This is a genomic window from Microvirga sp. GN3 (assembly GCF_055792825.1).
The window spans coordinates 15687-35009 of sequence record NZ_JBVVAK010000088.1 but is presented as its reverse complement, the minus strand read 5'-3'; the positions used below and the strand labels follow the sequence as shown (position 1 = coordinate 35009).

Here is a 19323-nt window from a genome sequence, read left to right as displayed (position 1 = left end):
GTCCCGGCGCTCGCGGGCCGGTCTGCGGTCGGGATTAGCCTTACGGGCGGCGTGCTCATGGTAGGTCGACGGGGCGATCGGCAGCACACGGCAGATCGGCTCGACCCCGTAGACCTTACGATGCTCGTTGATGAACGCCTTCATGGCTTGAAGCGGCGGTCGAGCTCCGCCTGGGCAAAATACGCGCTGGCCTTGCGCAGGATCTCGTTGGCCTGGCGCAGCTCCCGCACCTCCCGTTCGAGCGCCTTGATCTTCTCCTGCTCCGCGCGCGTCGGCCCGGGGCGCAGGCCCTGGTCGCGCTCGGCCTGGCGCACCCAGTGCCGCAGCGTCTCGCGCGAGCAGCCGATCTTGGCCGCAATCGACAGGATCGCCTCATACTGCGAGGCGTACTCGTCGCGGTGCTCGAAAACCATCCGGACCGCTCGCTCGCGGACCTCTGGTGAATAGGGTGGTGTTCGCTTGGTCATGGCTCCATCCTGTCAGGAGTTGGAGCCTCCGGGAATCCCGGCGCGGTTCACGGCACGCCCGCGCTGCCCGGCTGCGTTCCGCCGCCGCTCTTGCCGAAGATCCCACCGAGAAAGCTGGTTGGCTGCTTCTGGGCAGCCGCTTCGGCAAGTTGCCTTTCGAGATCGGCGATGCGCCCCTGCGCCTGATTGAGAGCCATGTCCTGGATAAGCACGGTCTCGACGAGGCAGTAGGGCACGTCCGGCTGCTCTGCCGCTGCCTGGCGAATGAGCGATTCGGCCTCTGGATCCCTCGGCTGGCCGCCGGCTTGCTTTAGCCGATTGAGCAGCGAGGTGATCAGATCTTTCTCCTGTGGGGTCATGAGCCATTCTCCCTAATGCCACGTGCAACACGCCGGATCATCACACCGGACCGTGCTGCCCATCACTGGTGCATCGCCGAGGAGGCGCACCCGATCTCTCCGAAGCGGAAGAAGCATTCCTGGTGCTGCGCGCCATGACTTCCGAGGCGGTTGGTCGTCCCAACCAATCGTTATGGGCCCGGACCATGGTGCGTTCGGTATCTTCATGCGCATTCCGGCAATTTCCCCGTTGCTGGTGTTCGCCCGCCGCACATCTGACAGAAGCACGTACCGCCGCTTGCGCAGCCCCGCGTGCGTGATGACAGTTACATTGGTGGTTCCTCCCCGTGCGTCAGCCTGCAAGATCTGACAGGGGCAGTCATTGCAGTGACGTGCGAAGAGCCTCCATCATGAAGCGTGATGGGGATGGGGTTCCCCGATAACCGCCGAAAGGCTGATGACCCCTACCGGGCGCGGTCGCGCAGGTAGGGGCTTGCCCAGACCTCACACCTCCGAGCGCGCCCAATCACGACGGCATTGCCAAGGAGGTTCAGAATGCTCGCGACGGTTCTCGTCTTCATCGGCGGCGGCATAGGTTCAGCCCTTCGCCATGGGGCCAATCAGGCCGCCGCTCGGTTGCTTGGCTCCGGCTTTCCTTACGGAACCCTCACAGTCAATATCGTCGGCTCCTTCATCATGGGGGTGCTCGCCGGCTATTTCGCCTTCAAGGGCGAAGCGTCCCAGCCCTGGCGGCTGTTCCTGACCACCGGCATTGTCGGCGGCTTTACGACCTTTTCCACCTTCTCGCTCGATGCGGCTCTCCTGTACGAACGCGGAGATTTGGGGATGGCGGTCCTTTACGTCGCGGTCTCGGTCGGGGTGGCGCTTGCTGGCCTGTTCGCCGGGCTGTTCATCATCCGCAATCTGATCTGAGGGGGGCTGCCCATGAAAACCGCTCTCGCGTCGTGGCAGTTCTGGGCGCTTCTGTCCGCCAGCTTCGCCGCCCTGACGGCGATCTTTGCCAAGGTAGGGATTGAGAACGTCAACTCAGACTTCGCCACCTTCATCCGCACCATCGTCATTTTGCTGGCGCTCGGGGCGATCTTGCTCGCTACAGGACAGTGGCAGGCGCCCAGTTCGGTATCAGGCCGCAGCTATCTGTTCTTGATCCTCTCCGGCCTCGCCACCGGTGCGTCATGGATTTGTTATTTCCGGGCGCTGAAGATTGGCGATGCGCACGTGTCGCGCCCATCGACAAGTTGAGCGTCGTGCTGGTGGCCCTGTTCGGCGTGGCCTTCCTCGGTGAACGCCTGTCTGTTCCGAACTGGCTCGGTATTGCCTTTATCGCGGCGGGTGCCGTTCTCGTGGCCTACAGAGGGTAGAGCATGGACGCTTCAAGTTCTGATAGCCATCTGCACCGGGTTGTCCGGTTAGTCGCGCTACTCCGAGCCCTTTTGATCAAGCCTGTTGAGAGGTTCGATTTCCTGCCAGTTCCATAAAACGGCCTTCTCGGAAATTCTTGCCCGAACGAGCGAAGCCCTGGATACCTGCATGGCTAGAGCAGCCCCGCACCGATATTGATCGCGAGTGCAAGGATCGTGGTGTTGAAGAGAAAAGAGAAAATCGTATGAGCCAGCGCCAGGCGGCGCATGCGCTTCGAAATGATTGCGACGTCGGATGTTTGCCCGGCCGCGCCGAAATTAAAGGAGAAATAGAGGAAGTCGCAGTAGTCAGGCTTGCTCTCATTGGGAAACTTCAGCCCCTGCCGCTTCCCGGCATCGTCGGCATCGCCGTAATATTCATGCGCGTAGTGGATTGCGTAGATCGTGTGCACGAAGAACCAGGAGCACAGGATCGTGACGACCACAATGGAGAGCCAGAACACCTGCTGGCTCGCCGGATCATCATGAATGTCCTGGAGTTCCACCGCGATGGCCGCGAGGTTCGCGACGGCCGCCGCGAGGGTGAGAACGAGAACGGCGACTGCTCCAACGTCCTCTCTGGCGGCGCGCTTCTGCATCATGTCAGTCGAGGAGCGCACGGCCATGATCCAGGCCAGGATGAGGTAGCACGCGACGCCAGTATCCCATGCGATGAGGAGCGGGGAGTTTACCCGCCACTCGGTGGGCATGGCCGCGAAAACGAGGATGGCCACGACGGCGGAGCCGAGAAACCGTGGGTGGGCCGGAAGGCGGGTCATGCTCCTTCTTTCCTACCGGCGCTGTGACAGGGCCGATGATGGCAGACTCGTCAGAAGCCGCGGACCACCCGACGAGGGAAAGGCAGGAAAACGGTCTGCATCAACAATACCGTGGTCTCGTCGCGATGTCAGCCCGCGAGAACTGACAGAGGCAGATCAGTCCAGTGATGCGCATGGTAGGATTCCGGCGTCAGGAAAACCTGCCACATGCCCCGATATTCAAAGCTTTCAAAGCTCATGGTCGCTCTGCACTGGGCCGCCGCCTTGCTCGTTCTGGCAGGCGGCTTGGTTTCCTTCGAAAGGTGGTGGCTCGCAGAGTTGGGCTAACCCGCCCCTGCTGCACTTTCTCTTGGCCCAGCGGGACTGGTTGGCGCACGTCCGCCAGCCTGCCTCGCTCTCTCGTGCTGGTTAAATTCCATAAAGGGAGTTACACGCAATTTGCGAGCTTTTTTAAGGTTTCGCACAGTCTTGGCGCGCTGCGCCCAGCTCCAGTACAGCGCCAGTTGAATCCGCTTTTTTGGCCCGTCTGGCGCATGTGCGAATACTGGCGAGATCTATGGTCCGCCAATCGGTGCTCAGGACCGTGGATAGGGGCATGGCTTGGCGGGCCCTTGAGGCCTGTTTTCTTGGCTCCCGATCTTTCCCTGTCACGGAGGCTGAAATGGCGACCCTAGAGCAGCTAGCCGCACAAGAATTCCGGGAGCACCTCCAGAGAGCCTGGGACCGCCAGCGCGCAATAGAGCCAACTATCCTGAGCTTTGTCGACACTCCCCATAAAGGGGTCAAGGCTTATCTTGAGGCGGTTCAAGATGTCGCTACTGAGGTTACGAGGGATCAAGTTCGTATCGATTATGGAAATCTTGATACCAACAAAGAACGTGTCTCGCCGAGATATACATTCTCAAGCCCAACGGTTCACTATTCGATAGACCTGACATTCTACGCCCACGACGTGTTCTACAATGCGAGGCCATATCCAGCGCACGATCTGCGGGGTCTGTTTCGGGCTCTCAGCAGCGACCTCATCGACGTTTTCAAGCCGCAATAGTTGCTCTTCATGCAACTGGCGCGGCCACGATTGCCGCGACCGCGCCAGAAAAGGGGTCAAACGGGGATGAACTCTCGCGCTACCCGTGATTAACCCGATGGTCACATCTGACAATGCCGGCGCTGACCGGTTCCCTTTAACTAAGGCTCGAGGCATCCCCTGTCAGATCTCGCAGGCTGACGTGCGGCCAGGCAGGCCCGATCTGTTGCGGAGAATAGGGCTGAGGCAGTGGCCTACACTCCTTGGCAATCGCTGAAGGCCCTACGCTCTCCCAAGACCAGGATAGCGCATCTCTGAGGACTCTTACCGTAGGTCCGTACTTCCATGGGGGCAAGCATGGCGTTGAGGATTGAAGAGCGGGACGGCGCTGAGCTGCCGACCAGTGAGGCTCCCGATTGGCGGTCCGATCCGGCCACGGTCCGTGAACCAGCCAGCGACAGCATGGTCTGCGCCCCAGCTGAAAACGGCAGCGCTGATGCAAGAGGCCCGGCGCAGCAAGAGCGCGGACCGGACGGGAAATCAGCCATGGCCTCAAACACCGGCACTGCAGCGGGCAAACAGCGGGTCATAGACGAAAGCGAGGACAAGCCTTCGAGGAGTTTTTTTCGCCGGCATGCGATTGCGATTGTTATTGCCATGGTCGTCCTCGCGATCGCAACGACCGCCGGCTATCTCTATTGGGACTACACCGGGCACTTCGAGTCGACCGACGACGCCTTTATCGCCGCGCGCCAGTTCACGGTGGCGCCGAAGGCCTCCGGCTACATCACCGCCGTGCCGGTCACCGACAACCAGCACGTCGAAGCCGCCGACGTCATCGCGCGCATCGATGATCGCGATTACCGGGTCGCGCTGGCGCAGGCGGATGCGCAGGTGGCCGTGGCCGAGGATAACATCCAGAACATCGATGCCCAGATCACAGTGCAGCAGGCCCAGGTCGGCGTGGATCAGGCGCAGGTGAAACAGGCGCAGGCGAACCTGGAATTCGCCCAGGAGGAGGCGGCACGCTATCAGGACCTGGCGAAGAAAGGCGCGGGCACGACGGAGCAAGCCCAGCAGTATGCCGCCCAGCTGCATCAGCAGCAGGCGACTCTTGAGCAGACGCAGGTGAGCGTGACGGCCGCGCAGCGGCAGATCGATGCCTTGCAGGCGCAACGCAAGAGCGCCGTGGCGAGCCTCGCTCAGGCCAGAGCCCAGCGCGACCAGGCGCAGCTCAATCTGTCCTACACGACCGTGACGGCAGCCCAGGCGGGGCAGGTCGCGAACCTGACTGCGGCGGTCGGCCAGTTCACCCCGGCGGGCACGGCTCTGACCATGTTCGTGCCGGATGAGATCTGGGTCACGGCGAACTATAAGGAGACGCAGCTCGACGCCATGCGTCCGGGCCAGCCGGTGACGCTGAGCATCGATGCTTATCCCAAGCGCCTTATTCGCGGCCATGTCGCCAGCGTGCAGCCTGGCTCCGGCACCGCGTTCTCGCTGCTGCCAGCCGAGAACGCCACCGGCAATTATGTGAAGATCGTCCAGCGCGTGCCGGTCAAGCTCGTCATGGACAACCCGCCGACTGACGTCGCCCTCGGCCCAGGCATGTCGGTGGTGCCGACCGTGCGTGTTGATCCCACACCGTCACTCTACGAGCGCCTGAGAGAGTGGCTATGAGCATCGGCGCAATGGCGGGTGCTCCCGCCGCGGGCAGCGGCGCAGGCACCAACCCGTGGCTGGTCGCCATCGTCGTCTCCGTCGCGACCTTCATGGAGGTGCTCGACACCACCATTGCCAACGTGGCGCTGCCCTACATTGCCGGCAGCATGGGGGTCAGCCCTGACGAGGCCACCTGGGTGGTGACGACCTATCTCGTTGCCAATGCCATCACCCTCACGGCCAGCAGCTTCTTCGCGACGATGCTCGGCCGCAGGACCTTCTTCCTGATCTGTCTGGGGCTGTTCACGGTGAGCTCGGTGCTGTGCGCCTTCGCTTGGAACATGCCGGTGCTCCTGCTCTTCCGCATTCTGCAAGGCCTCGGGGGCGGCGGCATGGTGCCGGTCTCGCAAGCGATCCTGGCTGACGCCTTCCCACCCGAGAAGCGCGGGCAGGGCTTTGCGCTGTTCGGGGTCGCAGTCGTGGTGGCTCCGATTGTCGGGCCGACCCTCGGCGGCTGGTTATCCGACAACTATTCTTGGCACTGGTGCTTTCTGATCAACCTGCCGGTCGGCGTCTTCGCGATCCCGCTCGTCGCTCTGATCATACAAGAATCCGAGGCAGCGATCGCGGAGCGCAAGCGGCTGAAGCGGGAGGGTCTCCGCTTCGACCTTGTCGGCTTCCTCCTCGTCGCCACCTTCCTCGGCTCTCTCGAGGTCGTGCTCGACCGCGGCCTGGAGGATGACTGGTTCGGGTCGACTTTCATCGTCACGTTCTCGATCATCTGCGGCCTGGCGTTCGTGCTCATGATCCCCTGGGAGATCACCCGCCGCGACCCCGTGGTCGACCTTCGCATGGTTGGCACGCGCCAGTTCGGCGCGTGCTTCGTGGTCATGCTGGTGACCGGCGGCATTCTGTTCGGGACGACGCAGCTCCTGCCGCAGCTCCTGCAGGACACCTTCGGCTATACGGCGACTTGGGCCGGGCTCGCTCTCTCGCCGGGCGGCGTCGTGACCATGGCGATGATGTTCGTTATCGGCCGCCTGTCGGCCCACGTGCAGCCGAAATATCTGATCGCCACCGGGGCGATCATTATTGCGGTGTCGATGTACGGCCTGACCAATCTCTATGGTGATCTCGATTACTGGTACTTTGTCTGGTCGCGCATCTCCATCGGCTTCGGGCTGCCGCTGGTCTTCATTCCGATGACGACGGCGTCCTATGAAGGTCTTCCGCCAGAGAAGACCGACCAGGCTTCCGTGCTGATCAATGCTGCGCGCAATGTCGGCGGCTCGATCGGGATCTCGCTGGCCGCAAACGTGCTCGCCCACCGGGGGCAGTTTCACCAGAGCCGGCTCGTGGAGCATGTAGTCCCGACCAACCCCGCCTACCAGCAGACGCTGCAGCAGGCGACGGATTATTTTGTGGCACACGGCAGTTCCATCCTCCAGGCGCAACAGCAGGCCTTTGGCTGGATCGCCCAGCAGGTGCAGATCCAGGCGACATTACTGGCCTACATCGATGTCTTCTGGATCCTAACGCTGCTCGCAGCCGTGTCCGTGCCGCTCGCGTTCATCCTGCGCCGCGTTAAACCCGCGGGCACTGCGCCCATGGTCCATTGAGGCTGATCACCTCAGCACGTCAATTGAAAGGACGGCCTGCCATGAACTTGCACGCCCAGCCACTTCTCGCAGCGATGGGAAGACACCTTCCCTTCGAATGCGTGGCGCTGCTCCTTCAAGGTGGCGGCGCCCTTGGTGCTTACCAGGCCGGGGTCTATGAGGCCCTGGCGGAAGCCGGCATCCATCCGGATTGGGTCACCGGCGTCTCGATCGGCGCCATCAACTCCGCCATCATTGCCGGAAACGCGCCGGCCGAGCGGGTGGAGAAGCTGCGTGCATTCTGGGACCAGATCACCGCCAACCCGCTGCTCGACTGGGCCGCCGCCGCCGACACTCTTACTCCTAAGGGCGATCTCGCGCGCAGCCTCTTCAACCAGATGAGCGCCGCCTGGGCTCTCGTCGGCGGTGCCAGTGGTTTCTTCAGCCTGCGCCAGCCTGTCCCATGGCTCTACCCGGACGGCGCTCTAGAGGCGACGAGCTTTTACGAAACCAAGCTCCTGAAGAGCACACTCGAGCGGCTGGTCGACTTCGACCGGATCAATGCCGGCGAGATGCGCTTCAGCCTCGGCGCCGTGAACGTGCGCACCGGCAACCTTGTGTATTTCGACAACACCACCCACACGATCGGCCCCGAGCACGTGATGGCCAGCGGCTCGCTGCCGCCCGCCTTCTCGGCCGTGGAGATCGAGGGCGAATACTACTGGGACGGCGGCCTTGTCTCGAACACGCCGCTGCAATGGGTCCTCGAGCATGGGCCCCGGCAGGACACACTGGCGTTCCAGGTCGATCTGTGGAGCGCGCGCGGCGAACTTCCCCGCAATCTGGCCGAGGTCGCGACGCGGCAGAAGGAAATCCAGTATTCTAGCCGCACTCGCGCCAGCACCGACCAGTTCAAGCGCTACCAGCACGCGCGCAAGGCGCTCGCGAGCCTGCTGTCAAAGCTGCCGGACGAGCTGCGCGCGAGCGAGGAAGCGGGGCTGTTGAGCCCGGTGGCCAACCACAAGGTCTACAACATTGTGCACCTGATCTACCGCTCGAAGCACTATGAGGGCCATTCCAAGGATTATGAGTTCTCGCGCCTGACGATGCAGGAGCACTGGCGCTCGGGCTATTACGACACAGTGCGCACGCTGCGCCATCCCAAGGTGCTGGAGCGGCCAACAAACCTCGAAGGGGTCCTCACCTTCGATCTGGCGGAGGACGGCCGCGAGTGAAAGGCGGGGCAGTGCAAGGACCGGCAGGAAAGGTTCAAGAGCGGTACGATGGACACGAATTCAGCTATATCTCGGCCATGCCGGCGCTGGCAGGCTCCACGATCGGCGCCATGCGCGCTTCGCTACCACCTCACTCCCGCCGCTCCGCTCTTGCTATCCACTTTCACCGCCTCAAGGCGTTGGCGGAATGGAAGACTGTCGCGGGCGTGGCCGCTTGAGCCACTCAGGCGGCGAAATATGGCGCAATTCGTCTGGCTTCAACTAACGTGACAACGCCCCCCTGAATTCGCAAGCGGCTCCCCAGCGGATTGATTCTTCGAAATCTATCGCAGCGGTGGAAGGGCTACTTGCCGGCAGTTCTTGCAGGCGGCTGCGAGAGGTCCTTGTTGATGTCGAGGCACTCAAACAGTTCGACATAACTCGGGTTGCCTCCAATCATCGTCTCCGCGGTGCAACGCGATCGGGCTGCCGCCGAATAGCTTGTCCAGTTCTTAGCAAGCTCGATCTTTGCCTCAGTTTCATCGCCCATGCACGAGTTGAAGGTCTGGCCGTCGGTAAGGTCGAGTTTCGCCGCGGCGCGACAGGTCTGCGCGACGTCCAGCCGCGGCACTGCGGCGACAGGCTTCGCCGCCGCCGGGGCCGCCGATGCGAGAGCGAAAGGAAGAAGAAAGAGCTTGCGCATGGGTTATCTCCACAATGTGGCAATGTGGTCAGTTACAGAACCGTGACTCGTAAATGTCCCGCGTCATCTTCAGGAGAGATCGTGCGAGTTCGGTCGCGCAACAGCCTGCGAGATCTGACAGGGGCGAAAGGTACATGGCAAGTAGGGGTGTTGATGCATGGCCGTTGGAGGCACCAACTTGAACGCGCACGCTGTTCCCATCCCATCTGCCACGCTAGTCCACTCTGTCCATGTGCAAGGACCCGCGCCATCCTCGCCCTAGACCCAAATATCGCGTCAGAACCTGACCAGACGACGAGGTCGGACTCAAGGAACGAAGTGTGTCAGGTGTCTGGCAGAATTTGGCGACAGTGGCGGCACCGCTCCCCAGGTTCCCGTCGGGACTCCGACGGGCATCAAATCTCCTCCTCCAGGATCTCATTGAGTGCGGGCTCGTCGCTGTTGTGCTTCTGATTGCCGTGTTCATTGCCCTCGACTACGGCTCGGAGCGCCTGTTGTGGCAAGCCACAAGCGCACCTGGGTCTGGATCGGTCACCATCCCATGGCCACTGTTGGCAACCCTCTGCTGATGATTGCCATACGCCTTGGCTTCGGCCTGGGAAGCATCGGCACCTTTCTCCTTCTCGGCGGGCCGCTGCTGCTCCGGCAGGTGGTGATTGCCTATCTGGTGGCGTTCGTGATCATCCGCCTCGCCCTTGTTCGAGGGCGTGTTGTTCTTGTGCCGAACGGTACTGCGGAGCTGGGCGATCGGGAGCGGTCTCGCGTCATCCCGATGCCTGTCGACAATGCCCGCTTCTAGCAGCGCTGACTGGCGCGGTTCGTCGTACATTGAGCCTTTGGGCACGCTACCCGTGGATCTTCTTGGCGTGTTTGGCTTCGGGTCGGATCTCCAGGAAGCCGCAGCCTACATCCTCGGATCGGGCCTTCTTGGAATAGCCCTTGAGACAATCTGGCGACGACCACATCCCAAAGGAGTGCCGCCCCATCATGGATGGAGCATCACAGGGCTCAGCATCCTTCTCACAGCCTGCGGGGCGCTGCTCTGACTCGTGTGGGGAGCCGACCTCGAACGTCTGTTCTGGCTTGCTGTGGTGGCGATGCTGCTGCCCAAGGCGATTGCCGTGTGTCAGCGCGCGGTCGAGCACCGATTGCGCCCCACGGTCGACGAGGAGGCTCCCAGGCGGGGGCCCTCGGAGTCACCATTGTTCTCATCGCCATGACCTCCCGCGACACATTGCTGACCTGCCTTGTCCGTGGCGCGCTGACGAGCGTTTCCCCTGAGCCTGGGACGGAGGAGGCGATGCGCCAGGCGAGGGTGCGCGCTCTGCTGCCGATCGTCCGTAACATCCTGTCCGTCATCGCCCAGCTGGCGGGGTTTGGATTTCTAGAGCAGCCGGCGTGTTGATCTGGCATTCGGCAGCCAAAGCCACCTGTACAGCATCACGGCCGTTGGGCCGTCCTGCTTGACTCGCTCGGATGTTCGTGCGCCGCTGAGGCCGCGATGTGATGAGGCCGTGACGGCTCGGCCGCTGCCATTGGCCGATGGGGCCTGCTCGCAGTCTGGTGGCGCACCACGCGATGTCGGATCCGGGAAACGTAGTATGGGTCGCTGTACCCGGAATAGGGGTAAGTATACGTGTAACCCGGGTAGCCATAGCCGTATCCGGCGTAAGGATCATCATAGGGATAGCACGAATAGCCGTACGCGTACCCGAAGATCGGGTCGAAGCATGCGTCGTCATTGCGCACGACGCGGTGTCTGAATAGATCAGGCCTCAAATCACCGCTGACGACATCGCGTCGGGCGAGGCCACCACGGACGCCTCCAATGGCGCCGCCAAAGCCGCGGCTGATCTCTCCAGCAGGGGCGCCAGAACCGCGACCGAATTCACCGATAGAACCGCCGACGGCACGGCCGCCGAAGCTGCCGCCGAACCCTCCGACACGATCGCTCAAACCGCTGCCATGGTCTCTATCACCGCCGCGTGCGAAGGCGTCACCTGCACAGAGAACCGCGCTCACCGTTAGGGCACAGAGTACAATAAAAGCCTTCTTCATATTCATGTTCCATGTTGTGGTCGATCAGTCAGCTTTCCGCATCGGTCTGACGTGAAGGATCCGGCTTGATCGCACCAGAGGCCCGTTTTCCGTGTGCGCCATCCTAACTGCTTCCGGGAACTGTGCGTCCACTCAAGTGCCATCTGCCGATAAGATTGGATTAGGTCATGGCGAAGGCAACCTGCGAGATCTGACAGCCCCCAAGCGTCAGTCCTGGCGCAACCGCGTAGACCTTGTTCAGGCTGCGACGATTTCGTGCTCAGCGCGACAAAATCCGTCAAATGGCCAGTGACATTGCTGCCAAGTCGCGCAAGGCTCGCGACGAGCGCCACGTCGACCGGGTCGGCCATACGCGGTACGATGATCGGAACTCCTTGGATGAGAGCGGTGTAGCCGGCCGAGAGCGGTTCTATGCTGCCGATGTGACCAAGTCCGCCCCATGACCGAATCGCAGATCGCGAACTTCTGATCAATGGCTGCGACCTGCCCCCTAATGATCCTTATACTAAACCTCGACTTCACTGATATGACAGCGCCCTTTCGCGAGCCTTGGGATCAGCTGGGTCTCGACATGACGGCCAAAGGCTGAGAAGCGGATCAGGGGCCGGACCTGCATCGACAGAATGACTGTCAGAATTCGCAGGCTGCCATGCGTCCGAATTAACCCAATCTATCAGTGACGGCGCAGACGTTCTTGCCTGCACCGTTTAACACAACACCTAACCCGGAGACTTCCTATGCGTGCCTTTCGACTCGTCCCAGTCGCCGCTGTTGCACTCGTCGCGGCGTCCGCTCTGGCTCAGGCGGCACCCGTCTCTCATAGTGAGCGCAATGTAATCCCGCCGAACAGGACCCAGGCTGCCAGCGTTGACCACTTGTTCGGGATGCCGGCCACGGCTCCCTACGCACGCTCTGAGCGGTGGCCTTCCTGCCTGCAGGGAACGGAGGCGTGCACGGCAGCCGGCTATCCGAACCTGCATTACTACCGTGAATTGCAGGGGCTGCCCTCCTGAGCTAGCAAACCCAACGGGATCCTTCTTCCTAAGATAAAGACATGAGGTTCTCGGTTGCTTGATCTGCGTCCACTTTCAACAACAGGAGGTGGCGTGACGCCACGCCCGCAGAACACACAGCGCGGGCGTGGTAGCTTGAATTTGACGACGCTCGCGATGTTTTAGCTGGCTAAAACCCGTGTCAGGATATTGCTGAGCGCCAGTGCGAAGAGGACAACGAGCCAGAGGAAGCCAGCTGCAGCGGCGAGGTGGATGTGGGTGCTGGACCGCTTGAGTTCCATGAACAAGCGGGCGGCCCGTCCGATCTCCATCGCCGCGATACCGAGGGCTGCTACGATGTTGAATGGTCCGAGCAACATGTAGGCAGGACTAAGTGTCAGACCCAGCAGCAGTGGGAAGGTCCACCCAGATCAGAAGATTGGAGAAAGGGATGACACCCATCACAGCCGGTGCGGACGTCGGAGCCTCGAGAGTGAAAAATCCTGGTACAGGGTGCTCTACATCCAGGTTCTGATCGCGATCGCCCTCGGCTGGTGGCTGTTCCCCGACTTGGCCAAGAACAACTGGATCAAGGCCCTGGGAGACGGCTTCATCAAGCTCATCAAGATGGTCATCGCGCCGATCATCTTCTGCACGGTGGTGTCGGGCATCTCGCATATCCAGGACGCCAAGAAGGTTGGGCGCGTCGGCATCAAGGCCCTGGTTTATTTCGAGAGCGTCTCCACCTTCGCACTCATCATCGGCCTCATCGTGGGCAACCTCGTGAAGCCGGGCGCGGGCTTTGGCGGCACGCCGGACCCCGCCGCCATCGCCATCTATGCGAAGGCGACCGCCGAGCAGAAGCCGGTGGATTTCGTCCAGCACATCATCCCCGACAGCGTCGTCGGGCCTTTCGCACAGGGCGACATCCTCCAGGGGCATTGTCACGGGAACGGCTGACAGGTCGGGCCGACACGCGGTAGGCTAGGGGATGCAGCCCATTTCCTATGCTCACCATCAGTTCCCACCCGAGATCATCCGGCACGCCGTCTGGCTCTATCTCCGGTTCACTCTCAGCTATCGCGCCATCGAGGAACTCCTCGCCGAGCGTGGTCCAGACATCTTATGATAAACTTTTGCGCAGCGGTGTCTGTCCGGCGACCGCCAGTGCCGAACCAGAGTTCATATTGTCCACCATCGATGTTGGGATGAGAATGGTGGTTCCGCGTTCTTTTGTGGTCTCATAGATGATGTTCATCGCTCGAAGTTGAAGCGCAACAGGGTCAGTCGTGTAAACCTTCGCCGCCTCAGCAGAAGTTCCTGCAATCTCCGCCTCGGCTGAACCCGGAATGACCCGGGCCTGCTTCTCCCGCTCGGCCTGAGCTTGGCGCGACATCGCATCTTGCAGAGCGACTGGAATTGCAACATCCCGGATCTCGACCGATCGGACAGCCACGCCCCACTCAGCAGTTTTCGAGCCGATAACGTCCCGAAGATGCTCGTCGGCCGCTCTACGGTCCGAAAGCAGTGCGGACAGCATTGATGATCCGATCATCTCACGCAGGGATGTCTGTGCGACTCGATCGATTGCCTGACGATAATCGGTGATCTCAAGTGCTGCCTTGCAGGCGTCGGACACATGCCAGAAGATGACAGCGTCAACGTTCACCGGAACCGTGTCCTTCGTGAGCGCCTGCTCCGCATTGAAGGCGGTGGTCTGGATCCGCTCGTCAATGACAGCCGCTACATTGTCTAGGACTGGGACGATCAGGAAGAGCCCTGGCCCCTTGACGCTGTGCAAGTGACCCGCACGCAGAATGACGAACTTCTGCTACGCATTGGCCATTTTAACAGACAGCCCAATCAGAACGGCCAAGAAGAAAAAGGGCGCACCGACGAATGGGTTGACCACTAAGCCAAGGCCGATACCAGCTAAAGCGGAGGTTGTTGCAAGGGAGAGTGTAATCGGATTCATCGATGTCACTCCTGTGACCTCGTGGTCTCCCGCGTAAACTAGGAGCTATGGCTCATCTCAAGACCCACGGCCCCGATGCCTCTGTCAAGTTGCGCATATCTGCGCTCGCGTCTGCCTGTGAGATCTGACAGGATGGAAGTGGCCCGCCCCCACGAGGCAATCTGAGCGTGGTGCTAATTCAGGGGCATCGTCAATTTATTGATCCGGCTTGGGAGAACTTGAACTACGCGGCATAACGGAAAGGCTGATGTCCGAAGTAGCTCCGGATTCGTTCAGGCAGCTTTGTCAGCGGCGCATGTGGCTGATCACGGTACGCTTGAGTTTGTGCTTGCTGCGGGCGGGCGGCTTGCGGGTCACGGCTTGCTTCAGGTCGGCGTTCAAACCCTCGTCCGGGTTCAGCTCCGGACTGTAGGAGCGCAGGTGGAAAACCTCGATCTGCTCGTGGCGCTCAGCCAACCAGCCCCGCACGGCGCGGGCCCGATGGACGGGCAGGTTGTCCCAGATCAGAAACACCTTGCCGTTGGCATCCTGGATCAGCCGCGCGAGAAATCGGATCAGGCTCGGAGCCTTGAGCGCGCCGTCGAGCACCATCCAGCGCAGCTCGCCCTTGTTGGTCAGAGCCGAGATCAGGCCCAGCCTCGCGCGCTTGTGGCTGGGGCGCACCACAGGTGTGCGGCCCTTGGGGGCAAAGCTGCGGCCGCGCACGTCGTCAGAGCGCAGGCCGGTCTCATCTCCCCAGAAGATCGTGCCCTTCTCCTCTCTGGCTTGCGCCACGATGGCCGGGTAGTCCTGCCGCAGCCAGTGCCGCACCGCCTTCGGCGATTGCTCGTAGGCGCGTCGGAGCGGTGTCTCGGCCGTGAAGCCCCAGCGCGCCAGATCGGTGCCGATGGTGCGCACCGCCAGCCGGACCCCACAGGATCGCTCGATGAGCTCCCGCACCGCTGCCCGGCTCCACAGAGCGAAGGGCAGGCCCAGTTCGTCGGGCGTGTGCCGGCTGATCAGAGCGCGGATCTGGACGTCCTGCTCGGCCGGGAGAAACCGTCCTGTGCCAGGGGCCGGGCCGCGTGGTCCGCTGGCCAATCCGGCCAGTCCCTGCTCGGCGAAGCGGCGGCAGATATTGAACACGCCAGTGCGGGTCAGGCCCACCTGTGCCGCGATGGCATCATAAGTCAGACCGCTGTCGCGTAGCCCCACCACCTGCCGCCGACCCTCCTCTTGCGCTGCTGCCGGCAGCTTGCGCATGTCCACATGATCTATCCCGCCAAACTGGATCGACCGGCCGTGGATTTCACGAGCACCCAAGCCGGATCAATAAGGGGCCGAGACAAGGGCGTTGTCACGGGAACCTCGATAGGCCGGAAGCTTGGTACCTGACCTCTGATCCAAGCTGCTGAGGTGGCAACGCGCCACTGCTTGATCGCCTCCAACCTGAAAAGGCGGAGCGTCTGGCGGGAGATCAGATGGTGCTGAAAGTTGAAGGTGTTGTAGACTGCGGAGTGCGTGTGGTCCTGACGCGTTAAACTGGTCCATTACGAGGACAACATTTTCGGGCATTTTGATCCTTGAGGGCCAGTGCCATGAAGAAGACGTGGTATACAGAAGAGCAGATCGCCTTTGACCTGCGCTAGGTAGAGAGCGGCACCGGGTGGCCGAGATCCGCTGGCTCAAGCAACTCGAGGATGAGAACGCCCGCCTCAAGAAGCTCGTGGCGGACCTGACGCTCGACGACCGTGTTGCACGGATCCGATAGTGCACGCATCGAACGCACTGCTAAACCGATTTCAGGCGATGCGGACGGACTTAGGGCGTCCAAGCTCAAGCATACGGTTCAAGGCCTGAACGGCGATCGCGATCTCCGTCATGCGGTGCTGATCCGACCGTGAGCGCAAGCCGTTCCCAATCACCCATTTATACCGGCTAATGGCGGCCTCCGTTAGAGCCCGACGAGTGTACCCAAATCTTCTCTGCCCATCGATGCGTAGATGCTCAGCGATGCTTTGAAGGTACCGATCACGCTAGGTCGGAGCTCACTTTGCCATCTCACGCGGCACCATCGTGGATCGTTACGGGATGATCACTTCAACATCAGAATGGCGCTCAGTGACAGTGCTGTCGATGCCAGCCTGATCGTAGGCTCGATCGCCAATAAAGGAAGCGAGGGGCCCTGTGACTTGGTCGAGCAAGGGCTCGATCCGCGAGCCATCATCGATGTCATTGGACGTCAGCTCTGATGCAAGGATCTGCTCGGTCTCAGCGTCGACGCCGATGTGCAGCGTTCGCGAGGACCGGCGTCTTCGGGTGCCGTGCATCTCGATCAGCCACTCGCCGGGTCCGCAGAGTCTCAGGCCTGTGCTGTCGACCAGCAGGTGAAGGCGCCCTCTGGAGCCTGGACAGGGCTTCGGGATCTCCAGAGTCTCGGCACGCCCCGGCTCAGGGTCGAGTGATCGGGCACAGCCAGATCCAGGCCCAAGAGTTGGAGGATCGAGCCGATCAGCTCTTCGGTTTGGCGCAGGGCCGACCGGGACACCGCCCGCAGCGTCAGCGCTGTCCTGATCGCCAAAGCCGAGTAGTGGGCTTGACCACCTCGTGTTGTGCGAGGCTCGGCATACCAGGCCGCGATGGCTTCCTCGGTGAACCAGACGGTCAGGCTTTCGCCGTTTTCCGTTGCCCTTGAACCAGGAGCCTGACTGCCTCCCAATCATCGTGCTGACTGCGAAGAGATCGGGCAATGCCGTCGCAACGAGAGCCTGGGAGATCTAACAGGCGACGTCCACGCCGACTCGCTCTAAATGTTCCAGGTAACGCAGCACCTCTCATCGACTTGCGATCGCGCCCGACGGTTCCACACTCACCGGGGTGAGTGCGGAGAGCCGCCTCCGAAGCACCAGCGAGGCAAGCATGATCGGACTTGCAGCGAATCTCCGGGGTTTTTCGCAGCCGCTTCAAACTGAGAGGAGGCTGAACGATGCTAAAATGGGCTTTGATCTTCTTCATCGTTGCAATCATAGCTGGTCTGTTTGGCTTTACAGGCATCGCAACGGGAGCCGCTATGATCGCGAAGTGGCTATTCTTCCTTGCTGTCGCCGTCTTTGCGTTCTTCCTGGTCCTAGGACTAATCGCTCGCGAGACCCTATTCTGACGGCATGGTCCATTGAACAAAGTCATCTCAGCGAGTTCTGACGGTCTTCTCCGGATCTTGGTTCGGGACAATTACGCCCTTTCAGGGGCTTAAGACCCGGGGGTCACGAGCTTATGCCGCCCTTACTCACTTGACGATATCCGCTTGGAACCTCTGGGTACGATCGGGAAATCCGCCGGTTCTCAGAGCGGCAGCGAAGCCAAGCGCAGATAGCGCCTCACGCAAGAAGCTGCCCGAGAACTTCCCGAGACTGTGCAGGCGGCAGCGGAACGAGTTCGCCCGCCTGTCGTGGAGGCGCACAAGGAGCTTTCCTCGCAGACAGGATCCAAGCACCGCCTTAAACACGAGTAGGCCTGCTACGCTCGGCCGGGCGACAGAATCATGGCCGTTCCCGAATCCGGTGGAGCCGTTAAGTTCATACCGCATTGGGCAGGAGCACCACGCCGCCAGTTGCAGGGTCAGCCATACCGGAAGAGGAATGCCTTTTGCGAGCACGGGAAAGCCGTGCCAGCTAACATAGTCTCACAAAGGTTCGGGTGCAGACGGGTGCGAAGCTGGGGAGCAGCATGGAGGAGCTTGCCCTGAGGCGCCCTCGTCTTTCCTGCTCAACCTGCACGACCTGCTATTGTCTGCGCGGTGGGTGTGCCCTGGGCAAGGTCTCGGGCCTTCTCCACTTGGGAGGCCGTATGCGCACTCTCGAACTGGCTCGGCCGGATGACAGGCACCGTCAGGCACACGCTTTGCGTGGGCAGAACCCGCCGCCAACTCTGGATCAGTTGTTGGTAGGCATTCCCCACTGGGCGGATGTTGCGGTCGAGATCATAGAGACCGAGCGGGTTCACATGGCCGTTCTCTTCGCGCAGGGCGGTGTCCCAGTCGATCTGATCGGTCAGCGAATACCAAGTGAAGCCGACAATCGGTATACCGCTGTTGCGAACCCGAAGAACGTTGGCCCATTCCTTGCGCAGCCAAATGACGGCCTCATCGCCTTTCAGGCCTTGAGCAAGGTTCGTTTCCGTGTGCATGATCGGGATGCGGTAGCGCTCGTAGTATTGCCGAGTGATCTCTGCGTATCCGAATATCTCTCCCGACGGCCGCGTCCGGCCGTCCGGCGCAATCTGATGTTCGTTCGTGAGATAGTAGTCGTTGCCCATGATGCAGTGCTGCCGCAGCTGGTAAGTGAGGAAGAAATGGTACTCCTCGCGCGTCATGCCGCTATCCATCAGAAATTCGTACATCTCCGAGTCCACGCGGCGGCCATAGTTGAGGTCGAGGGAAAGGAAGCGCCTGGAGTTCATGACCTCGGCCGGCTTGATGGCCTCAGGTTCACTGGCGTGGAAGTACTCGGTTGACTCACTCTGGATGAAGATCGCATCGGGACGGACCTCAAGGATCGCCGCCATAGCCAGCACATTGGCTTTGACGAGATGTTTGAGCGCCGTCACAAACGCTTGGTCACTCGCGAGCTGCTCGTTCCACCAGCCGCAGGCCGCCGAGAAGGTTGCGCAGATGAACATTTCATTCACCGGTGTATAGAGTTGCACCCACGGGAAGCGTTGTGCGAAGGACCTTGCATATCCGGCAAAGAGCTCAGGAAAGTCAGGGTTTTGAAAGTTTCCGACCCAGTCCGGTACGCCGAAGTGACAGAGGTCGGCGATCGGCACCACGTCGAGAGCTCTCAGCATCCCGAAGGTCTCGTCCGGAAAGCTCCAATCATACCGGTTGGGGCCAAGCCACACATGGTGGATCGGCGGCCCGTAACGCAGATAGTGGATACCAAGTTCCTGCAGGAGATCGAAGTCTTTCCGCCAATGTTCGTAATGTCCGCACTTCTCCATCTCGTCCACACGGACGCTGCCGCTCTTGATGGTCGGGTAGCTATTCTCGATACCCGTCGCGAACATGAACCACGATACTGTCATTGCGTGTCTCCGGGCTGGACCAGAACAG

General features: G+C 61.2%; 22 protein-coding genes, 5 pseudogenes, 1 riboswitch and 1 other annotated feature. Of the genes and pseudogenes, 14 read left to right on the top strand and 13 right to left on the bottom strand.

Annotated features, from left to right (window positions below; all coding sequences use genetic code 11):
- Window positions 1-467 (bottom strand): annotated as a pseudogene (locus ACS5Q1_RS31000) (transposase); the annotation flags it as partial.
- Window positions 70-186 (bottom strand) — a sequence feature (AL1L pseudoknot). It overlaps the preceding pseudogene by 117 nt.
- 47 nt (window positions 468-514) lie before the next feature.
- On the bottom strand, window positions 515-826 hold the full coding sequence (locus ACS5Q1_RS30995) for a DUF2076 domain-containing protein (RefSeq protein ID WP_473101805.1): 312 nt from the start codon (window positions 824-826) through the stop codon (window positions 515-517).
- 392 nt (window positions 827-1218) lie between these two features.
- A riboswitch (Fluoride riboswitch) is annotated at window positions 1219-1279 on the top strand.
- An 81-nt stretch (window positions 1280-1360) separates the two neighbouring features.
- Here ACS5Q1_RS30995 and crcB point away from each other — a divergent pair.
- Window positions 1361-1738: a fluoride efflux transporter CrcB gene (gene crcB / locus ACS5Q1_RS30990; RefSeq protein WP_473101804.1), complete on the top strand. Its 378-nt coding sequence runs from the start codon at window positions 1361-1363 to the stop codon at window positions 1736-1738.
- A gap of 12 nt (window positions 1739-1750) precedes the next feature.
- Window positions 1751-2187, top strand: a pseudogene (locus tag ACS5Q1_RS30985) (EamA family transporter).
- Between the two features lie 173 nt (window positions 2188-2360).
- On the opposite strand, the gene ACS5Q1_RS30980 reads toward ACS5Q1_RS30985, so the two are convergent.
- Entirely contained in the window at window positions 2361-3005 is a 645-nt protein-coding gene (locus ACS5Q1_RS30980) for a DUF1345 domain-containing protein (RefSeq protein WP_473101803.1), read from the bottom strand.
- A 661-nt stretch (window positions 3006-3666) separates the two neighbouring features.
- Here ACS5Q1_RS30980 and ACS5Q1_RS30975 point away from each other — a divergent pair.
- From ACS5Q1_RS30975 to ACS5Q1_RS30955, 5 genes are all read left to right on the top strand, one after another.
- Complete coding sequence (locus ACS5Q1_RS30975; protein ID WP_473101802.1) at window positions 3667-4053, top strand: hypothetical protein; 387 nt, start codon at window positions 3667-3669, stop codon at window positions 4051-4053.
- Between the two features lie 525 nt (window positions 4054-4578).
- Entirely contained in the window at window positions 4579-5712 is a 1134-nt protein-coding gene (locus tag ACS5Q1_RS30970) for an HlyD family secretion protein (protein WP_473101808.1), read from the top strand.
- The gene (locus ACS5Q1_RS30965; protein WP_473101801.1) at window positions 5709-7313 is read left to right on the top strand and encodes a DHA2 family efflux MFS transporter permease subunit; all 1605 of its coding nucleotides are present in this window, start codon (window positions 5709-5711) and stop codon (window positions 7311-7313) included. The genes ACS5Q1_RS30970 and ACS5Q1_RS30965 overlap by 4 nt, the downstream gene beginning before the upstream one ends.
- A gap of 41 nt (window positions 7314-7354) precedes the next feature.
- Entirely contained in the window at window positions 7355-8527 is a 1173-nt protein-coding gene (locus ACS5Q1_RS30960) for a DUF3734 domain-containing protein (RefSeq protein WP_473101800.1), read from the top strand.
- Window positions 8524-8745, top strand: coding sequence for a hypothetical protein (locus ACS5Q1_RS30955; protein ID WP_473101799.1), 222 nt, complete (start codon window positions 8524-8526; stop codon window positions 8743-8745). The genes ACS5Q1_RS30960 and ACS5Q1_RS30955 overlap by 4 nt, the downstream gene beginning before the upstream one ends.
- Window positions 8746-8870: 125 nt before the next feature.
- Here ACS5Q1_RS30955 and ACS5Q1_RS30950 read toward each other — a convergent pair whose 3' ends face one another.
- A complete protein-coding gene (locus ACS5Q1_RS30950; RefSeq protein WP_473101798.1) occupies window positions 8871-9209 on the bottom strand; it encodes a hypothetical protein in 339 nt (112 codons plus the stop codon).
- Window positions 9210-9705: 496 nt separating this feature from the next.
- On the opposite strand from ACS5Q1_RS30950, the gene ACS5Q1_RS30945 reads away from it, so the two are divergent.
- Window positions 9706-10008, top strand: coding sequence for a hypothetical protein (locus tag ACS5Q1_RS30945; RefSeq protein WP_473101797.1), 303 nt, complete (start codon window positions 9706-9708; stop codon window positions 10006-10008).
- Between the two features lie 324 nt (window positions 10009-10332).
- Window positions 10333-10614, top strand: coding sequence for a hypothetical protein (locus ACS5Q1_RS30940; protein WP_473101796.1), 282 nt, complete (start codon window positions 10333-10335; stop codon window positions 10612-10614).
- A gap of 35 nt (window positions 10615-10649) precedes the next feature.
- Here the strand turns inward: ACS5Q1_RS30940 and ACS5Q1_RS30935 are convergent, their stop codons facing one another.
- Window positions 10650-11267, bottom strand: coding sequence for a hypothetical protein (locus tag ACS5Q1_RS30935; RefSeq protein WP_473101795.1), 618 nt, complete (start codon window positions 11265-11267; stop codon window positions 10650-10652).
- A 281-nt stretch (window positions 11268-11548) separates the two neighbouring features.
- Here ACS5Q1_RS30935 and ACS5Q1_RS30930 point away from each other — a divergent pair, with 281 nt between their 5' ends.
- Both ACS5Q1_RS30930 and ACS5Q1_RS30925 read left to right on the top strand, forming a co-directional pair.
- The gene (locus tag ACS5Q1_RS30930; protein ID WP_473101794.1) at window positions 11549-11710 is read left to right on the top strand and encodes a hypothetical protein; all 162 of its coding nucleotides are present in this window, start codon (window positions 11549-11551) and stop codon (window positions 11708-11710) included.
- Between the two features lie 294 nt (window positions 11711-12004).
- On the top strand, window positions 12005-12280 hold the full coding sequence (locus tag ACS5Q1_RS30925) for a hypothetical protein (RefSeq protein WP_473101793.1): 276 nt from the start codon (window positions 12005-12007) through the stop codon (window positions 12278-12280).
- Between the two features lie 161 nt (window positions 12281-12441).
- Here ACS5Q1_RS30925 and ACS5Q1_RS30920 read toward each other — a convergent pair whose 3' ends face one another.
- Window positions 12442-12639 carry a cytochrome C oxidase subunit IV family protein gene (locus ACS5Q1_RS30920; protein WP_473101792.1) on the bottom strand — a complete coding sequence of 66 codons (198 nt, stop codon included), beginning with the start codon at window positions 12637-12639 and terminating at the stop codon, window positions 12442-12444.
- Between the two features lie 58 nt (window positions 12640-12697).
- On the opposite strand from ACS5Q1_RS30920, the pseudogene ACS5Q1_RS30915 reads away from it, so the two are divergent.
- Together ACS5Q1_RS30915 and ACS5Q1_RS30910 are read left to right on the top strand one after the other, a co-directional pair.
- Window positions 12698-13195: pseudogene (locus tag ACS5Q1_RS30915) on the top strand (cation:dicarboxylate symporter family transporter); the annotation flags it as partial.
- Window positions 13196-13250: 55 nt separating this feature from the next.
- Window positions 13251-13373: pseudogene (locus tag ACS5Q1_RS30910) on the top strand (IS6 family transposase); the annotation flags it as partial.
- A gap of 9 nt (window positions 13374-13382) precedes the next feature.
- On the opposite strand, the gene ACS5Q1_RS30905 reads toward ACS5Q1_RS30910, so the two are convergent.
- The 6 genes and pseudogenes from ACS5Q1_RS30905 to ACS5Q1_RS30880 form a co-directional block, all read right to left on the bottom strand.
- The gene (locus tag ACS5Q1_RS30905) at window positions 13383-14075 is read right to left on the bottom strand and encodes a slipin family protein (RefSeq protein WP_473101807.1); all 693 of its coding nucleotides are present in this window, start codon (window positions 14073-14075) and stop codon (window positions 13383-13385) included.
- A gap of 15 nt (window positions 14076-14090) precedes the next feature.
- A complete protein-coding gene (locus ACS5Q1_RS30900) occupies window positions 14091-14234 on the bottom strand; it encodes a hypothetical protein (RefSeq protein ID WP_473101791.1) in 144 nt (47 codons plus the stop codon).
- Between the two features lie 223 nt (window positions 14235-14457).
- Window positions 14458-15491: pseudogene (locus ACS5Q1_RS30895) on the bottom strand (IS630 family transposase).
- 367 nt (window positions 15492-15858) lie between these two features.
- Window positions 15859-15993: a hypothetical protein gene (locus ACS5Q1_RS30890; protein WP_473101809.1), complete on the bottom strand. Its 135-nt coding sequence runs from the start codon at window positions 15991-15993 to the stop codon at window positions 15859-15861.
- A gap of 304 nt (window positions 15994-16297) precedes the next feature.
- Window positions 16298-16552: a transposase gene (locus tag ACS5Q1_RS30885; protein WP_473101806.1), complete on the bottom strand. Its 255-nt coding sequence runs from the start codon at window positions 16550-16552 to the stop codon at window positions 16298-16300.
- A gap of 23 nt (window positions 16553-16575) precedes the next feature.
- Window positions 16576-16932, bottom strand: a complete 357-nt coding sequence (locus ACS5Q1_RS30880; RefSeq protein ID WP_473101790.1) for a transposase — start codon at window positions 16930-16932, stop codon at window positions 16576-16578.
- A 267-nt stretch (window positions 16933-17199) separates the two neighbouring features.
- Between ACS5Q1_RS30880 and ACS5Q1_RS30875 the strand changes: the two genes are divergently transcribed.
- Complete coding sequence (locus ACS5Q1_RS30875; RefSeq protein ID WP_473101789.1) at window positions 17200-17373, top strand: DUF1328 domain-containing protein; 174 nt, start codon at window positions 17200-17202, stop codon at window positions 17371-17373.
- A 605-nt stretch (window positions 17374-17978) separates the two neighbouring features.
- On the opposite strand, the gene ACS5Q1_RS30870 is transcribed toward ACS5Q1_RS30875, so the two are convergent.
- The gene (locus ACS5Q1_RS30870) at window positions 17979-19295 is read right to left on the bottom strand and encodes a family 1 glycosylhydrolase (RefSeq protein WP_473101788.1); all 1317 of its coding nucleotides are present in this window, start codon (window positions 19293-19295) and stop codon (window positions 17979-17981) included.
- Between the last annotated feature and the right edge of the window lie 28 nt (window positions 19296-19323).

What these genes read in the sequence shown, in the direction of transcription:
- ACS5Q1_RS30875 (WP_473101789.1), top strand. Translation starts at nt 17,200, where the DNA reads ATGCTAAAATGGGCTTTGATCTTCTTCATCGTTGCAATCATAGCTGGT.
- ACS5Q1_RS30930 (WP_473101794.1), top strand. Translation starts at nt 11,549, where the DNA reads ATGGCCAGTGACATTGCTGCCAAGTCGCGCAAGGCTCGCGACGAGCGC.
- ACS5Q1_RS30925 (WP_473101793.1), top strand. Translation starts at nt 12,005, where the DNA reads ATGCGTGCCTTTCGACTCGTCCCAGTCGCCGCTGTTGCACTCGTCGCG.
- ACS5Q1_RS30900 (WP_473101791.1), bottom strand. Translation starts at nt 14,234, where the DNA reads ATGAATCCGATTACACTCTCCCTTGCAACAACCTCCGCTTTAGCTGGT.
- ACS5Q1_RS30935 (WP_473101795.1), bottom strand. Translation starts at nt 11,267, where the DNA reads ATGAAGAAGGCTTTTATTGTACTCTGTGCCCTAACGGTGAGCGCGGTT.
- ACS5Q1_RS30960 (WP_473101800.1), top strand. Translation starts at nt 7,355, where the DNA reads ATGAACTTGCACGCCCAGCCACTTCTCGCAGCGATGGGAAGACACCTT.
- ACS5Q1_RS30975 (WP_473101802.1), top strand. Translation starts at nt 3,667, where the DNA reads ATGGCGACCCTAGAGCAGCTAGCCGCACAAGAATTCCGGGAGCACCTC.
- ACS5Q1_RS30965 (WP_473101801.1), top strand. Translation starts at nt 5,709, where the DNA reads ATGAGCATCGGCGCAATGGCGGGTGCTCCCGCCGCGGGCAGCGGCGCA.
- ACS5Q1_RS30950 (WP_473101798.1), bottom strand. Translation starts at nt 9,209, where the DNA reads ATGCGCAAGCTCTTTCTTCTTCCTTTCGCTCTCGCATCGGCGGCCCCG.
- crcB (WP_473101804.1), top strand. Translation starts at nt 1,361, where the DNA reads ATGCTCGCGACGGTTCTCGTCTTCATCGGCGGCGGCATAGGTTCAGCC.
- ACS5Q1_RS30980 (WP_473101803.1), bottom strand. Translation starts at nt 3,005, where the DNA reads ATGACCCGCCTTCCGGCCCACCCACGGTTTCTCGGCTCCGCCGTCGTG.
- ACS5Q1_RS30920 (WP_473101792.1), bottom strand. Translation starts at nt 12,639, where the DNA reads ATGTTGCTCGGACCATTCAACATCGTAGCAGCCCTCGGTATCGCGGCG.
- ACS5Q1_RS30995 (WP_473101805.1), bottom strand. Translation starts at nt 826, where the DNA reads ATGACCCCACAGGAGAAAGATCTGATCACCTCGCTGCTCAATCGGCTA.
- ACS5Q1_RS30870 (WP_473101788.1), bottom strand. Translation starts at nt 19,295, where the DNA reads ATGACAGTATCGTGGTTCATGTTCGCGACGGGTATCGAGAATAGCTAC.
- ACS5Q1_RS30890 (WP_473101809.1), bottom strand. Translation starts at nt 15,993, where the DNA reads ATGCGTGCACTATCGGATCCGTGCAACACGGTCGTCGAGCGTCAGGTC.
- ACS5Q1_RS30970 (WP_473101808.1), top strand. Translation starts at nt 4,579, where the DNA reads ATGGCCTCAAACACCGGCACTGCAGCGGGCAAACAGCGGGTCATAGAC.